The 22,124-nt window shown below is 58.1% G+C and carries 22 protein-coding genes; 13 read left to right on the top strand and 9 right to left on the bottom strand.

The features are described from left to right. Nucleotides 1-72: 72 nt before the first annotated feature. The gene (locus DHN55_RS19605; protein ID WP_108883232.1) at nt 73-1,104 is read right to left on the bottom strand and encodes a membrane dipeptidase; all 1,032 of its coding nucleotides are present in this window, start codon (nt 1,102-1,104) and stop codon (nt 73-75) included. Beyond that, nucleotides 1,101-2,549: an aldehyde dehydrogenase family protein gene (locus tag DHN55_RS19600; protein WP_108883231.1), complete on the bottom strand. Its 1,449-nt coding sequence runs from the start codon at nt 2,547-2,549 to the stop codon at nt 1,101-1,103. The genes DHN55_RS19605 and DHN55_RS19600 overlap by 4 nt, the downstream gene beginning before the upstream one ends. 119 nt (nt 2,550-2,668) lie before the next feature. Here DHN55_RS19600 and DHN55_RS19595 point away from each other — a divergent pair, with 119 nt between their 5' ends. The 5 genes from DHN55_RS19595 to DHN55_RS19575 all read left to right on the top strand — a co-directional run bounded on the left by DHN55_RS19595 (nt 2,669) and on the right by DHN55_RS19575 (nt 6,473). Continuing rightward, entirely contained in the window at nt 2,669-3,556 is an 888-nt protein-coding gene (locus tag DHN55_RS19595; protein ID WP_108883230.1) for a LysR substrate-binding domain-containing protein, read from the top strand. A gap of 232 nt (nt 3,557-3,788) precedes the next feature. After that, nucleotides 3,789-4,262 (top strand): cytochrome c, encoded by a 474-nt coding sequence (locus DHN55_RS19590; protein WP_108883229.1) that lies wholly within the window; start codon nt 3,789-3,791, stop codon nt 4,260-4,262. Between the two features lie 94 nt (nt 4,263-4,356). Next, nucleotides 4,357-4,647, top strand: a complete 291-nt coding sequence (locus tag DHN55_RS19585; RefSeq protein ID WP_337660563.1) for a DUF1488 family protein — start codon at nt 4,357-4,359, stop codon at nt 4,645-4,647. Between the two features lie 55 nt (nt 4,648-4,702). Next, nucleotides 4,703-5,113, top strand: coding sequence for a universal stress protein (locus DHN55_RS19580; RefSeq protein ID WP_108883227.1), 411 nt, complete (start codon nt 4,703-4,705; stop codon nt 5,111-5,113). Nucleotides 5,114-5,150: 37 nt separating this feature from the next. After that, on the top strand, nt 5,151-6,473 hold the full coding sequence (locus DHN55_RS19575; protein ID WP_108883226.1) for a ferric reductase-like transmembrane domain-containing protein: 1,323 nt from the start codon (nt 5,151-5,153) through the stop codon (nt 6,471-6,473). Between the two features lie 230 nt (nt 6,474-6,703). Here the strand turns inward: DHN55_RS19575 and DHN55_RS19570 are convergent, their stop codons facing one another. The 5 genes from DHN55_RS19570 to DHN55_RS19550 form a co-directional block, all read right to left on the bottom strand. Beyond that, nucleotides 6,704-7,201, bottom strand: a complete 498-nt coding sequence (locus DHN55_RS19570) for a DUF302 domain-containing protein (RefSeq protein ID WP_108883225.1) — start codon at nt 7,199-7,201, stop codon at nt 6,704-6,706. A gap of 96 nt (nt 7,202-7,297) precedes the next feature. Next, entirely contained in the window at nt 7,298-8,146 is an 849-nt protein-coding gene (locus DHN55_RS19565; protein WP_108883224.1) for a universal stress protein, read from the bottom strand. A 97-nt stretch (nt 8,147-8,243) separates the two neighbouring features. Continuing rightward, nucleotides 8,244-9,935 (bottom strand): ATP-binding cassette domain-containing protein, encoded by a 1,692-nt coding sequence (locus tag DHN55_RS19560; RefSeq protein ID WP_108883223.1) that lies wholly within the window; start codon nt 9,933-9,935, stop codon nt 8,244-8,246. Beyond that, complete coding sequence (locus DHN55_RS19555; RefSeq protein ID WP_108883222.1) at nt 9,932-10,831, bottom strand: alpha/beta fold hydrolase; 900 nt, start codon at nt 10,829-10,831, stop codon at nt 9,932-9,934. Before DHN55_RS19555 ends, DHN55_RS19560 begins: the two co-directional genes overlap by 4 nt. Nucleotides 10,832-10,852: 21 nt before the next feature. Then, nucleotides 10,853-11,428 carry an aspartyl/asparaginyl beta-hydroxylase domain-containing protein gene (locus DHN55_RS19550; RefSeq protein ID WP_108883221.1) on the bottom strand — a complete coding sequence of 192 codons (576 nt, stop codon included), beginning with the start codon at nt 11,426-11,428 and terminating at the stop codon, nt 10,853-10,855. Nucleotides 11,429-11,710: 282 nt separating this feature from the next. Here DHN55_RS19550 and DHN55_RS19545 point away from each other — a divergent pair, with 282 nt between their 5' ends. The 8 genes from DHN55_RS19545 to DHN55_RS19510 all read left to right on the top strand — a co-directional run bounded on the left by DHN55_RS19545 (nt 11,711) and on the right by DHN55_RS19510 (nt 20,436). After that, on the top strand, nt 11,711-12,610 hold the full coding sequence (locus DHN55_RS19545) for a hypothetical protein (RefSeq protein ID WP_108883220.1): 900 nt from the start codon (nt 11,711-11,713) through the stop codon (nt 12,608-12,610). A 78-nt stretch (nt 12,611-12,688) separates the two neighbouring features. Beyond that, the gene (tmpA, locus tag DHN55_RS19540; protein ID WP_108883219.1) at nt 12,689-13,846 is read left to right on the top strand and encodes a 2-trimethylaminoethylphosphonate dioxygenase; all 1,158 of its coding nucleotides are present in this window, start codon (nt 12,689-12,691) and stop codon (nt 13,844-13,846) included. After that, a complete protein-coding gene (gene tmpB, locus DHN55_RS19535) occupies nt 13,843-14,433 on the top strand; it encodes a (R)-1-hydroxy-2-trimethylaminoethylphosphonate oxygenase (protein ID WP_108883218.1) in 591 nt (196 codons plus the stop codon). The genes tmpA and tmpB overlap by 4 nt, the downstream gene beginning before the upstream one ends. 228 nt (nt 14,434-14,661) lie before the next feature. Beyond that, nucleotides 14,662-15,636: a putative 2-aminoethylphosphonate ABC transporter substrate-binding protein gene (locus tag DHN55_RS19530; RefSeq protein ID WP_443111146.1), complete on the top strand. Its 975-nt coding sequence runs from the start codon at nt 14,662-14,664 to the stop codon at nt 15,634-15,636. Between the two features lie 82 nt (nt 15,637-15,718). Next, complete coding sequence (locus DHN55_RS19525) at nt 15,719-16,873, top strand: putative 2-aminoethylphosphonate ABC transporter ATP-binding protein (RefSeq protein ID WP_337660562.1); 1,155 nt, start codon at nt 15,719-15,721, stop codon at nt 16,871-16,873. A gap of 2 nt (nt 16,874-16,875) precedes the next feature. After that, a complete protein-coding gene (locus tag DHN55_RS19520) occupies nt 16,876-18,897 on the top strand; it encodes a putative 2-aminoethylphosphonate ABC transporter permease subunit (protein ID WP_108883215.1) in 2,022 nt (673 codons plus the stop codon). A gap of 104 nt (nt 18,898-19,001) precedes the next feature. After that, the gene (locus DHN55_RS19515) at nt 19,002-19,775 is read left to right on the top strand and encodes an MBL fold metallo-hydrolase (RefSeq protein WP_337660561.1); all 774 of its coding nucleotides are present in this window, start codon (nt 19,002-19,004) and stop codon (nt 19,773-19,775) included. A 277-nt stretch (nt 19,776-20,052) separates the two neighbouring features. Further along, nucleotides 20,053-20,436, top strand: coding sequence for a hypothetical protein (locus tag DHN55_RS19510; protein ID WP_337660560.1), 384 nt, complete (start codon nt 20,053-20,055; stop codon nt 20,434-20,436). Nucleotides 20,437-20,498: 62 nt separating this feature from the next. Here the strand turns inward: DHN55_RS19510 and DHN55_RS19505 are convergent, their stop codons facing one another. Then, nucleotides 20,499-20,837 carry a restriction endonuclease gene (locus tag DHN55_RS19505; RefSeq protein ID WP_108883212.1) on the bottom strand — a complete coding sequence of 113 codons (339 nt, stop codon included), beginning with the start codon at nt 20,835-20,837 and terminating at the stop codon, nt 20,499-20,501. Nucleotides 20,838-21,144: 307 nt separating this feature from the next. After that, the gene (locus DHN55_RS19500; RefSeq protein WP_108883211.1) at nt 21,145-22,014 is read right to left on the bottom strand and encodes a LysR substrate-binding domain-containing protein; all 870 of its coding nucleotides are present in this window, start codon (nt 22,012-22,014) and stop codon (nt 21,145-21,147) included. Nucleotides 22,015-22,124 lie beyond the last annotated feature (110 nt).

Here is a 22,124-nt window from a genome sequence, read left to right as displayed (position 1 = left end):
CCTATCCCAGTGATTGTTGTGGAGGTTTTTGTGAGCGTTGGATTTTCCGGGGAAAACCTGCTGCCCTACTGCTTATTGCGCAGCTTGAATTCGATTTTCGGAGGCTGACGAAGTAGGTGCGCCGAAACTGTCCTGGTAGAACCGGAGCCAGTTACCCCCCATGATCGCGGCGACGTTTGCGGCGTCCATTCCGGTGGCACGCAAGCCTGTTTCAATGTTTGCAAAGTCGGTGTTGTCACCGAACCATGACGGCATTCTTGGAAAGCCAGCGTTGTCCCGCGAGCCCTCGCCATAGTCGATTTCCCTGGTCCAGCGGCCGACCCGCATCCATTCGACGACCGTGTCCGGCTGGTCCTGGCAAAGGTCGGTTCCGATCCCGATCCGCTCCGGTCCCATGAGGTCGGCCGTGCGCGCGATCATTTCGCAAAAACTCTCCAGGGAGCAGTCCGAAGAGCCCTTCAGGTGATGCGGGTAAACCGAAAACCCCAACATGCCGCCTGACTGGCCGAGGGCGCGCAGCACGTCGTCGGACTTGTTGCGCAAGGCCGGGTGCCAGAAAGCGGGGTTGGCATGGGTGATGGCAATGGGGCGTTCGGAAATTTCGATTGCTTCGAGGGTTGAGCGCTCTGCGGAGTGGCTCATGTCGATGACCATGCCGACGCGATTCATTTCCCTGATGACCTGGCGGCCCATGCGGGTGATGCCGCTGTCATCAGCCTCATAGCATCCGGTCGCGAGCAGGGACTGGTTGTTGTAACTCAGCTGCATGAACCGGGCGCCGAGGGTGTGCAGGACTTCGACCAGGCCGATGTCATCTTCCATTGGCGAGGGGTTTTGGAACCCGAAGAAGATGGCGGTCCTGCCGGTTTCGCGCGCCAGTTGCACATCATCTCCGGTGCGGCCCTGGAAGATCAGATCGGGAAACTGTTCAAACCACCGGTTCCAGCGTTCGATGTTGTGGACCGTTTCGCGAAAGTTTTCATGATAGGCAATCGTCACATGCACCGCATCAACATTGCCGCTGCGCATCTGGCGGAAGATTTTCTCCGACCAGTTGGCATATTGCAGGCAATCGATCCGCGGGCTGTGGTCCGGCTGGCTCATTCCGGATCACCGGACGCGATGTAGGCAGTCTTGACCGTGGTATAGAATTCCTTCGCGTAGCCGCCTTGTTCGCGCGGGCCGTAGGAGCTGTCGCCGCGCCCTCCAAATGGAACATGATAATCTGTTCCCGCCGTGGGCAGGTTGACCATTACACAGCCGGTTCTGGCGTTGCGGCGGAAATGCGAGGCGCGCGACAGTGACCGGGTGACAATGCCCGACGTCAGGCCGAACGAGGTGTCGTTGACGCAGTTGAGGGCTTCCTCATAGGAGCCAACCTTGATGACACAGGCAATGGGGGCGAACATTTCCTCGCGATTGATACGCATGGCATTGTCAGTGCTGGCAAATACGGCCGGCTGCATGTAATAGCCGTCGGTCGGAAGCTCCAGCCGGCCGCCGCCGCACAGCAAGTCGGCTCCTTCGGACTTGCCGAGCTCGATGTAGTCGAGATTGCCCTGCAGTTGCCCTGCGCTGACGACCGGGCCGATCTGGGTACCTTCCTCCAGCGCATGGCCAACCTTGAAAGCCTGCGCACCGGCTACCAGCCTGTCCACGAACTCATCATGCACACCCTCGTGCACGATCAGTCTGGACGACGCAGTGCATTTCTGGCCAGTGCTGCCAAACGCACCGTTCAGGGCACAGGAGACCGCCAGATCAAGATCGCAATCGTCCATCACCGCCAGGGCATTCTTCGAGCCCATTTCAAGTTGTATCTTGGTGAAGTTCTGGGCTGCCGCTGCAATGGACTTGCCGACCGGCACCGAGCCGGTAAACGATATTGCATCCACTTTCGAGCTTTCCACCAGGTGCTGGCCGACAGCGTTGCCGGACCCCATTACGAGATTGAACAGCCCGCGCGGGAGGTCCTGTTTTTCCACGATCTCCGCAAAGGCGACGGCAGATGCAGGCGTCAGGTTGGCGGGCTTCCAGATGACAGCATTGCCGAAAGCCAGCGCCGGGGCGATTTTCCAGCTCGCAGTCGCGATGGGGAAATTCCACGGTGAAATGATTGCAACCACCCCGACAGGCTCGCGCCGTATGTCGATCTCTATATTGGCGCGGACCGAATCGGCGGTATCACCTATCTGGCGCAGTGTCTCGGCGGCGTAGTAGGTGAAGAACTGACCTGCACGGTAAACCTCTCCCACGCCTTCGGCGCGGGGCTTGCCTTCCTCGCGAGACAGCAACTCGCCAAGCTCTGCAGAGCGGGCAATCATTTCCTGACCGATTGCCATCAGGGCATTATAGCGTTGCTCCAACCCACTGTTGCGCCACTGTAATTGTGCTGCGCGCGCGGCGTCGAGAGCAGTTTCAAGCTGGTCCACACCGGCCTGGGCGTAGGTGCCGATAAGGTCTGAAACGTCTGATGGATTCCGGTTTTCGATCTCGCCTTCGCCGGAGACCCATTCGCCGCCGATGAAGCTGAAGTTCTGCTTGGTCATATCCCCTCCGTGCGCCGAGTGCCGCCAGCCAGGCAGGGCGCTTCCGACTGCAAGTATGGACACGGCTTGTAACTTCAGTCAAAATCGAATTTCTTAAGTAAATTTCAGGAAAATTGTAATTGGCTATAAAAACTGAGATGCTCAGGTGTTTTGTCACTGTTGCCCGCAACGGCAACCTGGCGGATGCCGCGCATAAGCTGGGGCGGACACCGTCGGCTGTATCCATGATGCTGAAACAACTGGAAGACCATCTCGGCGCGCCGTTGTTTGAATCCGAGCGCAAGAGCAAGCTCACTGCCCTGGGACTGTTTACGCTCGACGAGGCATCACGCGAACTCGATCATTTCAAGCGTGCTGTCACCGCCATAGAGAACTATGCGCAAGGCAGGTCCGGCGTCGTGCGCATTGCCGTCGTGCCATCCGTGGCGGAAACCATCCTGCCCAGGATCGTGCGGGAATTCCTGCGGGATCATCCGAACGTCCATATTGATATCCAGGACATGGATTCGGCCGCCGTGTTGCGTGAACTGGAACGTGAGCGTGTCGATCTCGGAATTGCAACCGGCCCGGGGTTAAACAGCGAGATTGAAAGCGAAGACCTGTTTTCGGACGCATTCGGCATCGTATGCCGGGCAGATCATCCGCTGGTGACTTCAGGCGATCAGCATTCCTGGGATGATTTGGCATCATGGCCGTTCATCGCCAACGGGCTGTGCGCGCAAATCACTGACGATGCCATTCAGCGTATTATCGCAAACTCGATGCTGATGGTTCGAAACACCACGTCGCTATTGGCAATGGTTCGTGCCGATGTCGGCATTACGGTGTTGCCGCGCCTGGTGGTCGACAATGCTGCCGGTGACATAAAATTTCTGCCGGTGGTCAAGCCGCTGGCAAGAAGGCGTATCCATATTCTGCGGCGAACCCGTACACGCCTGTCGCCCGTAACCGACAACTTTCAGTCAATTGTAAGATCGTTTGCTGCCCGCACCGCCAATGAGACCTGAACGGGATTGGTCACCCTGAGACAGGGATCAGGGACGATCCGGCGGGTTTCGGTTCAGTTGCGCGAGCAATTCATGAAGCGACACACGCCTCTCTGGTGTTGCGGGCTCTCGGGTGCCGCATTGTATGGCGGTTCAGGCCCGGTACTTGATGCATATCAAGGTGCCGACGGCAAAAACGTTCACCATGAGATCGGAGACCTCCAGCCCATTGAACCATCAAGGATGAAACCCGATGAAACTGCAAATGCGGCTCCTGTTTGCGTTATTCCTGCCCGTTCTGCTGCCGGTTGTGACATATGCTTTTCCTGCTTCAGCCACGGTTACCGAGACCATGCGTGCCCTGACCAGTCCGGAGCTTGCCAAGGCGGCTGCAGATTTCAACACCTATTGCAGTGTCTGCCATGGCCGCGACGCGACGGGAAACGGCCCGGTCGCCGAGGAACTGAAGACACCACCGGCGGACCTGACCAGGATTGCGGCGCGCTCAGGTGGCGTGTTCCATGCAGATGCAGTTTTCAAGACGATTGAAGGGCTGGACATGCCGCTGGCCCACGGCACATCCGAAATGCCAATCTGGGGCGCGTTGTTCGTACGCCAGGCTGTGGGCGAGGGTGTGCTTATCGAAGACGCGAAGACTGCCGCGCGGGTGGCGACCGACCGCATCAAGCGGCTCGTCAGATACCTGGAGACGATACAGGAGAAGTAACTGCGCCTCCTGCGCCTTGATTGACGAGGGTCAACGCGGCGGATGCGCCAAACGTGCAGACTGATGCCTGACGGTCCAGCTGATGGAGTTCGACATGGGACAACTGGCATTTACCAGTGACGACAGGTTGTTCGACGGCGAGTGCGTCAGGTTTACCGGCCGTGACGGGCAACGTGACGTGTTGTGCGGCGTGACGGTTTTTGCCCTGAAACACCGTCATCCCGGCCTGCCGGTGGACGGGCTGCTGCCGGCAGAACTGTTTCTCGATGCCTACGACCGGTATGTGATCGAAATTCACGACATCGCGCGCCGTAAACATGCTGAAGGCCGTACCGAACCGGACGGACCCGTTGAAATAATGGTGCATGACGAGGACTGGATGTGACAGCCAGCCGATGTGAGCCTTGAGCCTGAATTGCAATGTCTGAAGGGAGACGAAAATGTACAAATCCATACTGTTGCCGATTGACCTGTCCGAAATGGAAAGAGGCAGGATGATGATAGATGTGGCCCAGAAACTGGCCGGCGAAGACACCAGGATACGCCTGCTGAATGTGACGGTTGATATACCGGCATTTGTAGCGGCTGAGGTGCCCAATGAAGTGATCAAGACTGCAATGAAAACCGCAAGGCAAACGCTGGAAGGGCTCGTCACCGCCGCTGGTATCAAGGCGGATGCGGAAGTCAGGGCCGGCAAGCCGGGGCCGACGATCCTGACCTCGGCCGATGAATGCGGGGCTGATCTTATCATTATCGGCTCGCACAAGCCCGGTTTACAGGACTATTTTCTCGGCTCTACCGCGGCGCGGGTTGTGCGCCATGCCCAGTGCTCCGTGCTGGTGATGAGATAGGCCGCATAACGCGGGCGGTCCTGCACGAGGAACAAACATGCATGCGTCGGTCCTGATTGCGGGCTACCTGATCGTTACGCTGACACCGCTGGTGCTAAGCATCCTGCAGGGCCGTGCATTGCGCCCGTTCTGGGATGAGATTTCATCCGGTCTCGCCATGACCGCATTTGCGATCCTGCTGGTCGAGTTTGTTCTGTCCGGGCGTTTCAAGGTGATATCGGCGCGGATCGGCATGGATGTAACCATGCGCTTGCACCAGCTTCTGGCGCGCACAGCGCTGGTGTTTATCCTGATCCATCCATTTTTGTACCAGACACCGTTCCTGACGTTTCCCGTGCCCTGGGACGTGTCACGCCAGCTTACGCTCGGGCTGGGCATCGGATCACTTGCCAGCGGCCTGGCTGGCTGGATTTTATTGCCTGTCCTCGTCCTGACTGCCGTACTTCGCGACCAGCTGCCGTACCGCTATGAAACATGGCGATTGATGCACGGAGTCGGGGCGGTCCTGATCGCTGCGATGGCCATGCATCACACCCTCAATGCCGGGCGCTACAGTTCCGATCCGCTGCTGGCAGGTTTCTGGGTCGTGCTTCTGGCACTCGCATTGGGCTCACTATTGTACAGCTATGTCATCGTGCCGCTGAAGGAGGCGTCCCGTCCGTACCTGGTGACGTCGGTCCAGAAGATTGCCCGGCGAACCTGGGAACTGACCATCAAGGCCCGACGCGGCAACGAGCTTGAGTTCGAGGCCGGTCAGTTCGTCTGGTTGAACCTGGGACACAGCCCGTTCTCGCTGCATGAAAACCCGTTTTCGATCAGTTCGGCTCCCGGCAATGACAGCGGCATCCAGTTTGTCATCAAGCAGGCCGGGGATTTCACCAGCCGGATAGGCGAGGTGTCACCGGGAACCACGGCCTTTCTGGATGGTCCGCACGGCAATCTGACCCTGAAAGGGCGAACCGGTACCGGTATTGCACTGATTGCAGGTGGCGTCGGTGTGGTGCCGTTGCTCAGTATTGCCCGGCAACTTGACAAGGACAGCGACCCGCGGCCGCTGGTACTTCTCTACGGCAACCGCCTGGTTGACCAGATTGTCTACAAAGACGAACTGAGGCTGCTGGCCGGCAAAGACAATTGCGATGTCAGGTTTGTGCTGTCCGAACCGGAACCGGGATGGAGCGGTCTCACGGGCATGATTGACCGGGCCATGCTCGACGACGTGTTTGGTTTTGAAGACGCTTCACATTGGCTCTATCTGGTGTGTGGTCCGTCAGCCATGCTTGATGTCGTTGAAAAGGCACTCATCGCGCGCGGCGTGCCGGCGCACCAGATAGTGTCTGAGCGGTTTTACTATGACTAGGGAGGCACAGGGATGACGCAGCATGCGCGGGTTATGGCAGCGTTCTGGGTAACCAATGCAGCGTTGGTGGCTGCCGTCCTGGTGTTTGCGCTACGCCTCTGATGACAACTCGATTGTCAGGTACGGTGCTCGCACTCATACGGTCTCCGCATATGGTGTGCCCACTCGTTGGTGGTGTGCAGGCCGTGATCGATGGTACGGCGATAAGCTTGCGTCATGACGAACCTCTCTTACGGGTTTGCGCCGGCTGCTTCGCTTACGACTGCCTCAAGAAGACCGTGAACCTTGGCCTGGGCGGTTTGCGATTTGGCAGTGGGTGACAAGGTGACCTGCCGGTATCCCACCGATATCCTGCCGGGCTCGGCCTGTGTCTCGTATGCGAATACAACGTATGGGCACATGGCGAGGTTGCGCACATCGGCGTCTGTCGCCTCGTGGGTGAGGACCGCTGAACAGAATTGCAGGTAGCGTGCATTCAGATATGGTACAGCGGAGGCCGTCCCCTTGGCTGCTTCTGCCGTGCGCTCCAGCATTTTTCCCACGTCGCCGACATAGTCGATGACCAGACCACGGTTGATGACGGCGTCCTGCAAATCTCCGAACACTTCGTCAAAATCGCCGGTGACGGTTTTTATGGTGCTTGCTGGTTCGCTGCCCGACACGCTTGCAGGCATAACGGCGACTGCCGCTGCCAGTGCGATGCCGGCCAGTGTGAAGTTGAATTTCATGCCCGGTCTCCCAGATTGTTTCACTATGGGTTTCATTTTGCTGGCGCAGGTCAGTTGCGTCCATGATCAGGATCAACCGGTTGACCGCACCATTGCCTAACGCGACAGCAGGACAGGTATGCTTGCATCGTTCAGAATTGTCTCGGTGGCGCCGCCGAAAACATATTCCCTGAGGCGTGAATGTCCGTAGGCACCCATGGCCAGCAGGTCAGCGTCGAATTCCTCACATTCCGCCAGTATCTCCGCGCCAGCGTCGGCATGCCGGCCCGGCAACGGTTTGATCTCCGGTTCGACACCGTGACGGGCAAGTGCCTCGGCCAGATCAGCACCCTGCGGCAGTTGCCGGGAGCTGTTTTCAGGCACCGGCGGACAGACCAGGCGAACACAGTCAGATGATGTATTTGACACCAGTGGCAGGGCGTCGAAGGCCGCGCGTGAGGCTTCGCGAGTTCCGTTCCAGGCGATAACAATCCGCTGTCCTGTTTTCCGGCCACTGTAGTTTTGCGGCACGACTATCACCGGTCGGCCGGTTTCGAACATCAGTTGTTCCAGGGTCATGTCAGGGTTCATGAGAGTGGAGCCGTGCTCCAGCCGGTTGATCAGCACGAGGTCCGCACACTTGGCCAGATCCAACGCCGTATCACCACCCGACATCAGGTCGGCATCCAAGGTTCGCCATTGCCAGTTTTGCCCGGACTGTGATGCGTAATGCTCGAAGATGGCTTTTGTGTTCGCTTCCTGTTCATTGATGAACCTGCGCTTGGCGTCGAGCCATTCCTTCAGTTCACTGCCTCGCAGGCCCACATTGACGGAAACACCGGGCCTGGCGTGAAAACCCAGCACGTGGGATTGCCAAATGCTGGCCAGGCCGTCGGCGAGCAGGCACAAATGCTCCGCCTGTTGGGGTGAGCGGAAAATGATGAGAATAGTCTTGTAGCTGTCCACCGGGCGGGCTCCGTTGAGTTGAGAAAGCCTTATTATGGCAGCGTTGTCATGAGCACAGATTGATGGAGGTCAATAGCAGGACCTGCGTCAGGCAGTATCAGGCAGGCATGGCCGCGACTACACGGTCGATGATGTCCTGGCGCTGAACGAACCGGGTGACAATGCCGTCATCCGGTTCGCCGACCTCGACCAGGTCACCGTCCTCGACCACCCAGACCTCGTCCATGGAGGCAGCAATTTCCAGGTTGTGGGTCACAACCAGCGTCGTCGCACCGCACTCGCGGATCAACTGGTCAACAAGACCGGGGCCGTCCTGGTCCAGTGCATCATCGGGTTCGTCCAGCAGCAGCAGACCCGGTCGAGACAGCGCCGCGCGGGTCAGCAACACGCGGCGTATCTCGCCTGCCGAAAGATTGCGCCCGGCCTCCGATACCTTGCCATCCAGCCCGCCGATGCGGTCCAGAACCTGTGCCAGTCCGAATGCCTGTGCCTGGGCCACAATGGCGGCATCATCCGGCCTGTCGTCGGATCCCATGGTCAGGGCACGGCGCATGGAACCGGCCAGGATTGGCGACCTTGTTCCAACAAGAGCGATCAGCCTGCGGCGTTCGCGGGCGGTCAGGCCGGTGGCCATAAGGCCACCAACCGTAACGTTGCCCGATGCGGGCAGTTCCAGTCCGGCCGCGAGGCTGAGCAGCGTTGACTTGCCCGCACCATTTGGTCCGATCACTGCGATCCTGCGTCCCGGTTCTGCGGTCACGCTGAAATTGGACAAGGCGCCGGAGGTCACCGCTTCAAAGCGCAAGCGCTGGGCCTGGTTTGCCAAAGGTTGCCTGTCAGCCTGGTCTTTGCCGACTAGCTTGGGAACGGCAAGAAGCGCAGCACACTTGTCGCGTGCGACACGCCAGGCCCGGTGACGGTCCCAGACACCCGCAAGATCCCGCATTGGCTGGACCATCAGCCCGACGGCCGCCAGTGCGCCTGCCGCCTCTGCGCCCGGTGCGCCGCTGTGCAGGGCCACCAGGAAGACACTGGCAGCCGCAACTCCCGATACCGCATCCGGTATGGCGCGCAACAGTGCCGCGCCACGGGCGCGTTCCAGCGCCGCGTCGATCAGCTTTTCGGTCTTGTCCTCCATCTGTCGTGTTTCGGTACGCACCCGGCCCAGCAGGCGAAGTTCCGGCGCATGCGGAATGCGTTCACTCATATCTGCGGCAAGCCGTGCGCGGCGCGACCGCAGCCGCTTGTGCGCAGGTCCCAGCCGTGGCCCGGCAAGAACAAGCACTGTCAAGCCAATTGCGATTGGTATACCTGCGGCAATGCCTAAATCCGGATTCATCAAGAACAGGGCGCCGGTTGCCGCCGGCAGGACGATGAGCGAGGAAATCATGCGGGCAAGGCCGAGACTGACCCATCCGCGCACCGCGGCCAGGTCACCGACAAAGCGCAGTGACAACGCCCCGCTGCGGCGTTCAGACAGATCACGGGCCGACACACGGGTCATGTGCCTGAACAGTTTGAGCCGCAAAGATGCGGCGTAGTTCTGGCCTACTTGTTCTGCGACCACCCGCTCGCCGAAGCGCAACAGGGCAATGGCGATTCCGGCCGAGGCAACCAGGCCGAGCGCGAGGACAGGCAGAGCGGTGGATGCATCGCGAAACGCAGCGAACACGTCACGGGTGGCGAAAGCAGCGATACCTGCCGCTGCCGCCTGGCCAAGCGCCAGTGCTACAACGAGCGAGATACCGCGCCATCTGGCTTCACCGGTGATGGGGGGCAGGGCACTCATATGATCGATCCTTCCTCAGCTGCGTCCGCCATTGAACATTGTCCGCAATTGCCACTGCAGGTTTTGACCTGGGTGAGCATTGCCCGGTCAGGCACGACGATCGTGTCGAGCCCGCCGCGGGTGATGCAGTTGCGAAAGTTGTGGCCGCACGACGGCAGCGCCACAAATTCTATCGAGGGGCGTATGTTTCGTGCCTGTGCCGCCGAGCGAACCGTCTCGGCCCAGCGGATAGCGCGGGCCCGCCGGTGCAGGCCCTGCTGAGCGTTGATATCCGGGCCGGACCTCGTATTGCGGTCGGGCGTGTTGTCCTGTGCACCCACGCAGACATGCATGGGCAAGGCCAGAAACTGGTCGAGTTGGGCCGTCAGGCGGGGGGCCCAGCTGGCAGAACGTCCGGGACGCGGTGCCAGTCCGTATGGGAAGGCGGCATCGTCGGGAAACGTATACCAGCCTGCGGACGAGATGATCAGGCGCGATATGACGGCCGGGTGCAGCATGGCAAAGCGATGGGCGAATTGTGCGCCGCCGGAAAACCCGAACAGGTCGAACTTTTTTGTTCGCCAGAGCCCGGTGTCCTGAAGCTCTGTCATCAGCCGCAGCAGCGCCAGATCGGCACGGCCGCGGCGGACAGCCTGCTGATAACGCGGCCAGCGCTCCCTTTCAAACAGGGGAGCAATGACGGGGCGGCCCAGTGCGGTTGCCCGTTCGCCAAAAAACTCCGCCTGGGCATCGGCTTCGCGGCGGATACCGTGAACCGCAACCAGGGGCGGTAAGGCGTCTGAAATCGTATCGGGCAACGCAAGCCAGCAGGAAAGATCGTCATCACCTTTCGCCGACCGGTGCGTCAGCAAGAATGTACGCGCCGATAGCTGCGTGGCGGGAGCAGCGTTTAACATGGGGTTTGTCCTTTCCGGGACTCAGGCCGCGGTGCCGAAGACCTCTTGAGCACGTTTGGCCGGGAGCATGTCAAAGATCATGTGAATGCGATCCTGGTCGCCATCGTTGAAAGCCTCGTGCATCTGGTCATTGTCAAACCACCACAGCTCGCCCTGTTTCATCCGTACTTCTTCATCCTCGGCCTTCAGCCATGAGCCTGTGGCGGATTGCAGGACAAGGTGATAGCGGTTGCGGACACGGTAATACTCGCCGCGGTCGATATGCGGATAGACGCGTTTTCCCGCCGGCAGGCAGACGATTTTCGCACGACCCAGAATGCTGTCCTGTTCTGCGGCGAACTGTTCGAGGAAGCGGCGCGCGACGACATAGGGCTTCGATCCGGTGGTCCAGCGACTTTCGTGGACATCGCGCCGTTTGCGGTCGCCGATGGCTGACTTGCGCAGGCCGCGCAGCGGAATGGCAAGTGCTTCACGTTGCACCTGGATCTTGTCCTGCCGCCCGGTGGACTGGTCCCACGCGCCATCTATCCCCGTTATCTCATCGAGAAACGGTTTTGGGTCTACTTCGGTTTTCAGGCAGTTAAAATACTTCATCATTAACTCCTTTCGCCCCGGGTGTGATGGTTCATTGTTTAAGGATCGGTATGCCGGTGGAGCGTGACGAAAGGTGTTTCGAACAGGCGTGAAAGTCAATTAAGTCATTGTTTTTTAACGTCAAAATTAGTTTGTGTTAACCTGAGTTTAATCGCTTGTTCATGTTGGGAGGTGAGGTGCGCGGCGATGTCGGCTCGAAGTCGATGAAATGACAGGGAAAACGATTGTGCTCACTTACAAATCGGGTTTGTTTGTGTGTAACGTGCGCGCACGTGATCAGAGGTCATGGATCAATCCATATCCACAAAGCCGGACCACGACTTTTTATGGCGGCTCAATTACCAGGGACTGCTTACAGCGATGCTGACGATCGAGCCAATTGGGGGATTGTGCAACAGGCTCCGTGCCATCGACAGCGCAGTAGCACTTGGCCATGATATCGGATTGCCCGTCCACGTATTATGGCGCATCCACAGCCGTATCGGCTCTTCGTATTGCGATCTGTTCCAGACACCGGAGGAAATTTGCAAACTGGAGGAGTTCACATCGGGTTTTCTGAAGCTCAATCGGGCCAGGATCGGCAGGGCGCTGGATGTGCGGCGCCCGCGTTCATATTGCCTGGAGAAGGATATCAGGGACCTGGTAAAGGCGGAGTTCGATTTTCGTCAGCTCAAGGGTCGCAAGCGATTATATTTCAAAACTTTGTGCCGGTTCTTTCGTCCCTACGGCATCAAGCGATTGTTCAGGCCGACACCGGCGCTGCAGCAGGTGATCGACAACCAGTGCGCTGAATTCCAAAACTGTGTCGGGGTTCACATCAGGCGGACTGATCACGGTCCATCGATAAAGTACAGTCCAACTTCCATGTTCATCGAAAAGATGAAAAAACAGCTGCAGGAAACCGACTGCGAGACGTTTTTTGTGGCGACGGATGATGAAAGTGAAGACGAGTTGCTGAAGCGTACCTTTGGCGACAGGATCGTCACTCACCCGAAACAGAGCAGGGCCAGAGACAATCCGCAGGCAATCAAGGATGCCGTGATCGATCTGTTCTGCCTGTCCAGAACCGACAGGATAATTGGCAGTGCGTTTTCGTCGTTCACTCATATGGCGGCAGAGATCGAAGGCATTCCATTGGAAATTGCCGCCGGCGAAGCGCCTGATGCATCCGAGTTTGGCTGGTGATGATTGACCGGTTTGCGAGACCGGCATAGCGTGGCTGCCTGTCGCTATACCGCCACCCTTCAAAAGTTGGAGTTCCTCATGAAACGTTTGGTGTCCGCGGAAACATCCGATGCCGGGCTTGTCGTCTCCGTGTGCTGGGAAGACGGGTTTGCTGCCCGGTTTCACGCCATCTGGCTGCGGGACAACGCGCTGGACCCGGAGACCCGGTCTGCAAGCAATGCCCAGCGTCTGATTACCCTGCATGACATTCCCGCCGATACCGGCATTGCCGAGGCATCGGTTTCCGCCGACTTGCTCACGATACGGTTTGCACCGGAGAACAAACAGGTCGCGTTTCCATCCGGCTGGCTGCGCAAGCATGCCTATGACGTGAAGGCGGGCAGGGCGCGCGGCTGGACGCCACCAGAGATCGAAACCTGGGACAGCGATTTTGATGTAGCCAGGGTCACCGGCAACTACGGGAGCGTTCAGGAGAACACCGATGCGCTCAGAGACTGGTTGGCCGGCGTTCGGCGACATGGCTTTGCCAAACTGGCCGGCGGACCGGATGCCAGCGGTGCGCTACTGGATGTGGCGGCGCTGTTCGGCTATGTGCGCGAAACCAATTACGGCAAATGGTTTGAAGTCCGCACCGAGGTCAATCCGGCCAACCTGGCCTATACCGGCCTGGGCCTGCAGGCGCACACCGATAATCCCTATCGCGACCCGGTGCCGACACTGCAGATCCTGTATTGCCTGGAGAACTCTGCGGCCGGCGGTGACAGCCAGGTGGTCGACGGATTTGCCGCAGCGCTTCGCCTGCGTGCCGAAGATCCGCACGGCTTTGAACTGCTGACACGATACTGCGCACGCTATGAGTATCGCGGGACCGGTGATGTCCACCTTGTCAGCCGCAAGCCCATGATCGAGTTGAGCCCGGACGGCGAGTTGACGGCGATCCGTTTCAACAACCGCTCGACGGCGGCCATCACCGATGTGCCGTTTGACGACATGGCGGACTATTATGCTGCCTATCGCAGGCTGGGCGAGATCATCGACGATCCCGCCATGGCGGTCGGCTTCAAGCTGGAGCCCGGCGAGTGCTTCATCGTCGATAACACACGGGTGCTGCATGGCCGCACCGGTTACGCCGACAGTGGCGGCTCACGCTGGCTGCAGGGATGTTATGCCGACAAGGACGGCTTGCTGTCGACGCTGTCGGTGCTGGAGAGCCATGCCGTGGAGAACGTCGCATGAGCGAACTGACCCGAGAGACGATAGTCGGATTTCTGGCGGATATTTTCGAGCGCCGCGGCGGCGAGGAGTATCTCGGCGAGCCCGTTACCATGGCCGAGCACATGCTGCAGGGTGCGTTCCTGGCCGAACAGAACGGCGAAGGCGAGGCCATCATTACCGCAGCCCTGCTGCACGACATCGGACACTTCACCAGCGAGTTCGGCATGTTCTCCATGGACGACACGCAGGACCGCTATCATGAAGAGGCCGGTGCCAGCGTGCTGGCCGGGTTCTTCCCGTCCGTGGTTACAGATTGCGTGCGTCATCATGTGGCTGCCAAACGCTATCTGTGTGCTGTGGATCCCGATTATTTCGGCCGACTGTCCGAGGCATCAGTACACTCGCTCAACCTGCAGGGAGGGCCGATGGATGCCGGTGAGGTGGAGGCGTTTCAACGTAACCCGAATCTGGCGGAAATCGTGAAGGTGCGCCATTTCGATGACGCGGGCAAACTGCCCGACATGGCAATACCGGGCTTTTCCCATTATGCGCCCATGGTGCAGCGGGTGGTCGATGCGCACTGCGGTCAAATCCAGTCCACGGATTGATGATATTCTGACCTATAAATTAAAACAGGCGTTGCATCATTATTATCGATTTCATTTATCTGTCACATAACGCAACCATATCTGGCGGGGAGCAGGCAAAAACGAATTTTGGGTGGTGGCTACGCATGGTTGCCGACCTGCTTGACGATACAAATCATGCGCTGACAAGGAGGTGTCATGTTAAAGAAACTTGCTGGTGGACTTTTGGCCGGGGTTGCTGTTGGGGTTATGTCGATTTCAGCGGCTGTGGCCGGTGAACTGACCGTTTACACTGCAATCGAGGCTGAAGACCTCAAGAAATATGCCGAAGCATTCAATGCCGATCATCCTGATATCAAGATCAACTGGGTACGCGATTCAACCGGTGTGGTGACAGCGAAACTGCTGGCGGAAAAGAACAACCCGCAGGCTGATGTGGTCTGGGGCCTGGCGGCAACTTCGCTGCTGTTGCTGAAATCCGAAGGCATGCTGGAGGCATACGCTCCCAAGGGCGTCGAAAAACTCGATCCGAAATTTGTCGACAAGAGCACGCCACCAACCTGGACCGGCATGGACGCCTGGGTTGCTTCGGTTTGCCTCAACACGGTTGAAGCCGGCAAGCTCGGGCTGACCGCGCCGAAAACCTGGAAGGACCTGACCAAGGCCGAATACAAGGGCCATGTGATCATGCCGAATCCGAATTCGTCCGGTACCGGTTTCCTCGATGTCTCCAGCTGGCTGCAGATGTTCGGTGAAAAGGACGGCTGGGCCTTCATGGACGGCCTGCACGCCAACATTGCTGCGTACACCCATTCCGGTTCCAAGCCGTGCAAGATGGCGGCAGCCGGTGAAATTCCGATCGGTGTGTCCTTCGCCTTCCGTGGTGCCAAGTCAAAAGCCGCCGGCGCACCGCTTGATATCATCGTGCCTGAAGAAGGTGTCGGCTGGGATATGGAGGCAACAGCAATTGTCGCCGGTACCGACAACCTGGCGGATGCCAAGACGCTGGCTGACTGGACGGTCACCAAGAAGGCCAACGAGATGTACAATTCCGGCTACGCCGTTGTTGCATATCCCGGCGTTGCCAAGCCTGTTGAACACTTCCCGGCCAACCTGCTGGAGAAGATGATCGACAATGACTTCGAATTTGCCGCAAACAACCGCAAGGCAATTCTGGACGAGTGGCAGAAGCGCTACGATTCCAAGTCAGAGCCGAAGGGCTAACAAGCAAACTGATGAAGAGGCACCGGTTCATCGCCGGTGCCTCTGAACTTGTGTTATTGTGGCATCGAACGGATGCTGCAAAATGGCGGCTGTTCGGGGAAACGACATGGGGCAGGCAAGTACAGCGGAAACCTACCTGAAGATCGAAAATGTCTGGAAGGCGTTTGGCGACTTCTTTGCGCTGAAGGATATTTCGCTCGAGGTGAACCGGGGCGAGTTTGTGTGCTTCCTGGGCCCGTCGGGTTGCGGCAAGACCACCTTGCTCAGGGCCATTGCCGGGCTGGACATCCAGACCACCGGAGCGGTCTTCCAGGACGGCAAGGACATTTCCGCCCTGCCGCCGTCAGAACGTGATTTCGGCATCGTGTTCCAGTCCTATGCCCTGTTCCCCAACCTGACGGTTGAAAAGAACATCGCCTTCGGGCTGGAAAATTCCGGTATCGCCAGGCCCGACATCGACAAGCGGGTGGCGGAACTGCTGGCGCTGGTCGGGCTGCCGGAACAGGCAAAGAAGTATCCGGCGCAATTGTCCGGCGGTCAGCAGCAACGCATTGCGCTGGCGCGAGCCATTGCCATGTCGCCGGGCTTGTTGTTGCTGGACGAACCTCTGTCTGCGCTGGATGCCAAGGTCCGCGTGCATCTGCGCCATGAAGTGAAAGATCTGCAGCGCAAGCTGGGCGTGACCACCATCATGGTGACACATGACCAGGAAGAAGCGCTTGCCATGGCGGATCGCATCGTGGTGATGAACCATGGCGTCATCGAGCAGGTCGGTACGCCGACGGACGTTTATCGCGAACCGGTATCGCTGTTTGTGGCCGACTTTATCGGCGAGACAAACCAGCTCGACTGTGTAGCGGACAAGAAGGGCAAGGGCGTCAAAATCGGCAAGCGCAGGTTTGCCAGTGCAGCCCACTCCCACACCGACGGCGTGGATGTGATCGCGGTCATCCGGCCCGAGGATATCATTCCACATGGCGACGGTGCGCGCTCACCGGGTGCGCCGGATAAGATCGGCGAGCCGGGCAATACGGTTGAAACCACTGTCGACGAGATGGAATTTCTAGGCTCGTTCTGGCGCACCAGGCTGAGCAGTGCTGATCTGGGCGCAGGCCAGATCGTGGCGGACTTTTCCATCAACGCGGTGCGACGCATGGACATCCAACTCGGCGGGCGCATGCGCATTGAAATTCCCAGCGACCGGCTCAAGGTGTTTGTTGACCGGGCGGAGCCGTAGAAATGAGCAGCATTGATGCACTCGGTCCGGACGTAAGCGGCAAGAGTCGCATCAAGCCGAAAATGGGCTCTGACGACTGGATCATGCGCGGCTACATGATCGTGCTTGCCGTGTATCTGATCGTGGCGCTGGCGCTGCCTTTGTACGCCATGCTGTCGAAGGCGTTTGAAACCAGCCGCTTTGACCTGACGCAGTTCGAAGTGCAGGTCAGCGATGAAGCAGGTGCTTTCAAGCAGCCGGCGGCAACCCTGAAACAGTTGAACGATGAAGGTAACTTCATTGCCGAAGGCGACCTTGAGACCAGTTCCGACGGACGCCTGGCGCTGACCAAGTTCTTCCCGGATTTCAGTTTCCGCAGCCCGGTGAAGTATCGCCTGCGCGGTCTGAACGACGCGGCGGTCTACCTGGTCGGGTCGGAACGCTTCGAAGGCACCAAGCCGGCGGAATTTGATTCAAACACTTTCAGGAAAGTCGTGATCCGCCCGATACAGGGGCATGGCCTGGCCAATTTCAAGACTTATTTCTCAACGCCGGCGCTGTTCCGGTCGATCCAGAACTCGGTGTTCATCGCGCTGATCTCGACCGTCATCACGGTATCGCTGGCGTTCGGTTTCGCCTATGCGCTGTGTCGAAGCTGCATGCCGTTCAAGGGGGTGTTCAGGGTCATAGCCATGGCGCCGATCCTGGTGCCGTCTCTGCTGCCCGGCATTGCGCTGGTCTATCTGTTCGGCAATCAGGGGTTTTTGAAACAGTTTCTGATGGGCGAGAGCATATACGGGCCGATCGGCATTGTGGTGGGCTCGGTGTTCTTCACCTTTCCCCATGCCATGATCATTATCCTGATCGCGCTGTCGATTTCGGACGCACGGCTGTATGAAGCGGCGGTTTCACTGCGCGCCAGCAAATGGCGCACCTTCTGGACCGTCACCATTCCGGGTGCGCGCTATGGCCTGATCTCGGCCGCCTTCGTGGTGTTCAACCTGGTGATCACCGACTTCGGTTTGCCCAAGGTGATCGGCGGGCAGTACAACATGCTGGCGGTGGATATCTACAAGCAGGTGATCGGCCAGCAGAACTTCCAGATGGGCGCGGTGGTCTCCGTGGTGCTGCTGATCCCGGCGCTGATCGCCTATATCGTCGACCGGCAGGTGCAGCGCAAACAGGTGGCGCTGTTGTCGGCGCGCTCGGTTGTGTACCAGCCCAACCCGTCGCGGCGCTTCGATCTGAGCTGCCTGGCCTACTGTGCGCTGGTGGCGCTGTTCATCATCTCCATCCTGGGCATCTGCCAGTATGCGGCCCTGGTCAAGTTCTGGCCTTACGACCTGTCGCTCGGACTGACCAACTATGACTTCGACCGCATGGACGGCGGCGGATGGGACGCCTATCGCAATTCCATCATGCTGGCGCTGATGACCGCTGTCATCGGCACGGTCATCATCTTCACCGGTGCCTACATGGTGGAAAAGACCAAGGGCTTCAACAAGGGCAGGGCGGGCTTCCAGTTCCTGGCCATGCTGCCGATGGCCATACCCGGCATGGTGCTCGGCCTGGCTTATATCTTCTTCTTCAACAACCCGGCCAACCCGCTGAACTTCATCTACGGCACCATGGCCATCCTGGTGATCTGTACGGTTACCCATTTCTACACGGTCTCGCACCTGACTGCGGTCACGGCGCTGAAACAGATCGACAGCGAATTCGAACCGGTGGCCGCGTCACTGAAGCAACCGTTCTACAGGCTGTTCAGCCGGGTCACCGTGCCGGTGTGCATGCCGGCCATTCTCGACATCATGATCTACCTGTTCGTGAATGCCATGACGACGGTGTCGGCGGTGGTGTTCCTTTATTCGTCAAAGACAACACTGGCCTCGGTGGCCGTGCTCAACATGGACGACGCCGGCGACATAGCGCCGGCGGCCGCCATGGGCATGATGATCTTCTACACCAACGTTGTGGCCCGGCTGGTGCACGCAGTGGTGTCACGCTACGTGCTGGGCAGAACGCAGGGCTGGCGGCAGCGGTAGAAGGGCTGTATTCGTTACCTGCCTGACCCGGTCCAAATGTTGAGACCGCAAATTTCCTGGGACGCCGGGACCACGTTCGTCATGCTAATACCGGGTGTGCTGTGATGAAAATAAGACTGCTGACGGAAAACCTCGCTTCGGACATGGTCTGGCTCGCAGAATGGGGCTTCAGTGCCTGGATCGAGTTTGGCGACATCAGGGTTTTGTTCGATACAGGATACTCCGATGTATATCTGCGCAATGCCAGACACGCCGGCATTGATCTGGAAGAAGCGGACTTTATTTCCCTGTCGCATTTTCATCGCGACCACACCCGCGGCCTGCTGTTTCATCCGTTCCAGTCCCGCAAACCTCTTATTCTGCATCCACGGGTGCTGACCGCAGTTCTGGACACCAATAAACAGGCAGTCCGCAAAGATTATGCGGAGATCCAGAAGCGCATTGCGCAGGACTTCGATGTGACGGCGACCAGCGGCGCGCTGGAATTCTCCGACGGTGCGTTTTTTCTCGGCGAAATTCCCCGTGTGACGGGGTTTGAGAAGGGGGCGTTTTTCGATGACCCGATGCCCGACGATACGGCACTGAGCTTTCGAACGCCGAAGGGAGCGGTTGTCGTTTCCGGCTGCTCGCATGCAGGCATATGCAATATCTGCGAGTATGCCAAATCCGTTACCGGTCAAAAGCTCTACGCCGTTATCGGCGGGTTTCACCTGTTGCATTCGGAAGACCCTCCGGTCGAGCAGACGATTGACTATTTTCGCAAAGAGGGCCCGGAAGTGCTGATGCCGATGCACTGTGTGGATTTTGACATTCAATCGCGGTTCCAGCACGAGTTCGGCGGTCCAAGGCCAGGTGCCGGCTCGGTTATAGACCTTTAGTCAAGCTTTGGAAAACAATCCCACCTGATTGCCGGCCGTTTCACCATCCAGTGGATAACGGTTTTCGGAAAAATAGACCTGGGCGAGTCTAGTGTGAACTAAATCACATACTATAGGTCTAACAAATGGAATTATTATTTCCAAGTTGTGCCGCAATGTTAAAAATAAAAATCTCGCTTGAAATTCATTACTGTAAAACTGTGAGAATTTATGATTTTTATTGTGCGAAACGATGGATGGTATCTGTGTAAGTGACTATTTGCCGGAGGATGCGAAAATGGCCTTCCCTATCAATTTGCTAGCATGCCACATTGATCCGACCTCTCCAGAATGTGAAGAATCAAGACGGTTTTTGCAGGAACTCCTCGAAACCGCCTATCTGTCCAGAATTCTTCCTCGTCTGAAAGTACCGCTGCCGCGACCCGATCCACCGCCGTTTGCAGGCGACCCCCATCCGCAACCCAATCTTTCGGCAATCGCCGGCAATCACAACGTCCTGATCGGTGAATTGTTGATCAATGCACTGAATGGACCGAACCTGACGGCGCCGCTGAAAGAAATCAAGAAATCCGGACTTCAGAAAGAGGTCGCAAACAAGGTGCTGGGACAACTGAAAGCATCTGTGAAACTTCTGGAAAAGGAAGTTAGCGACCTGAAATAGCGAGTGAGAACAAGATTGCCTGGCCTCATCCAGGGGCCAGGTGCGAGGCTGAGGTCTCGGTGTCATCTATTGATGAAACCATGCCACTTGCCATGAGCCAACCGTCTTCTGACATAGCTGCGAAACTGGGCAGGTGCTGGTGGTTTGTTTTTCCTGTGGCGGTGTCCATTACAATACAGGCAGGCAGCAACAATGTTCCGGTGACCATTGCCGCCTTGATCCTGTCGGGCGGTCAGATGCTCTGCTGTGCATCTGAACTGTGCCGCCTGCCGACATGAAAGTCCAAAACGTTTGGCAAACTCCAATGCGTTCCTGAGCCACATCGGCTGGCCGCAGTAGTAGCAAAGGCCGGACTGCTTTTCCATTTTCCTGGTGCGGATTTTGTATATCTTGGTTGGCATATAAGGCGTCCTGTTGTTTCGGTTCAATCTCGAAACGGACGCGCGACGACTGTTTATACAAATCGCCCTTCAGTTAGTAGCCGTGGGCTAGCGCAAGACATGCTTTTTTGTAAAGCATCACTCCGTGGTCTCTTGTCGGTCAGGAAACATGTGGCTTTGACGCTTTTGCTTCCGGTGCATGTGGTCATGACACCCCGCACGAACAGTAAACTATCGATTTTTGAAGCTCACAAGTGTTCCCGGCATCTATGGTGAATCCGTTCGCAGGTGGACGAGTTTCGGATAAGTGCGCTGATAATCTGCCCTATCAACCCTTGATCGCCGCATGGGCAACCGACATGAAGGCCCTGATCACCTTGCTCTCCATGCGCTCGCGCAGGCAGATGATGGACTCGTCCATGGTCATGGTGCTGTCGGAGATGGGAATTTTCACCAGCCTTGAGTCCTGGCCGAATTCGGCTTCGGAGACAACACCAACTCCACCGCCGGCGGCCACGATTTCGCGCACCGCTTCGCGGCCTTCGGCCTCGATGCTGCCGGTGATCCTGATGTTATGGCGGCGGGCTTCCTCTTCCAGCTTGGCGCGGGTCTTCGAGCCGGTCTCGCGCAGCACCAGCGGATGGCGCATCATCTCGCTGAATGTTGTTGAACTCATCTTGCTCAGTGGTCCACCACGCGCGGTGAAGGCGACGATGGGCGAGGAATTGAGACGGATGGTTTCAAATTCCCGGCTTGCAGGCACGTCTCCGACAACGCCGATATCGGCCTCATAGCTCTGCAGGCGCTCAATGGCGGTTTCGGTATTGCCGCCGTGCACCGAGATGAACACGCCCGGATTGTTGGCCCGGAACGGGGTCAGCACATGCAGGATGTGGTGGGCGGCGTCTGCCACGATGTTCAACTGGCCGGTGCGCAGCGTCTGGGTTTCCGACAGATAGTCCAGTGCCTGCTGTTCGACTTCGAACAGCCGGTAGGTGATCTCGAGCAGCTTCTTGCCCGCTTCGGTTACCCTGATCTGCTTTCTCTGCCGGTCAAACAAACGAATGTCGTATTCCGCTTCTAGCTTGCGGACCTGATCGGAGATCGCCGGCTGGGTCAGGTGCAGCGCCTCGGCAGCGCGCGAAAACCCGCCGTGGACGGCAACATTGTGAAATGCCCGCAATTGCACATACCGCATGGTCAGAGCCCTTCAATCCATCGATAAATTATATGGGTGGATAAAAACTATCGCTTTGAGCTATGGGTTGCAAGAGAGGGACTATAAGCGGCATGACCTGCGGACTATGC

The sequence above is a fragment of the Anderseniella sp. Alg231-50 genome, from assembly GCF_900149695.1.
Classification (GTDB): domain Bacteria; phylum Pseudomonadota; class Alphaproteobacteria; order Rhizobiales; family Aestuariivirgaceae; genus Anderseniella.
This window is presented reverse-complemented; position numbering and strand designations above follow the sequence as displayed.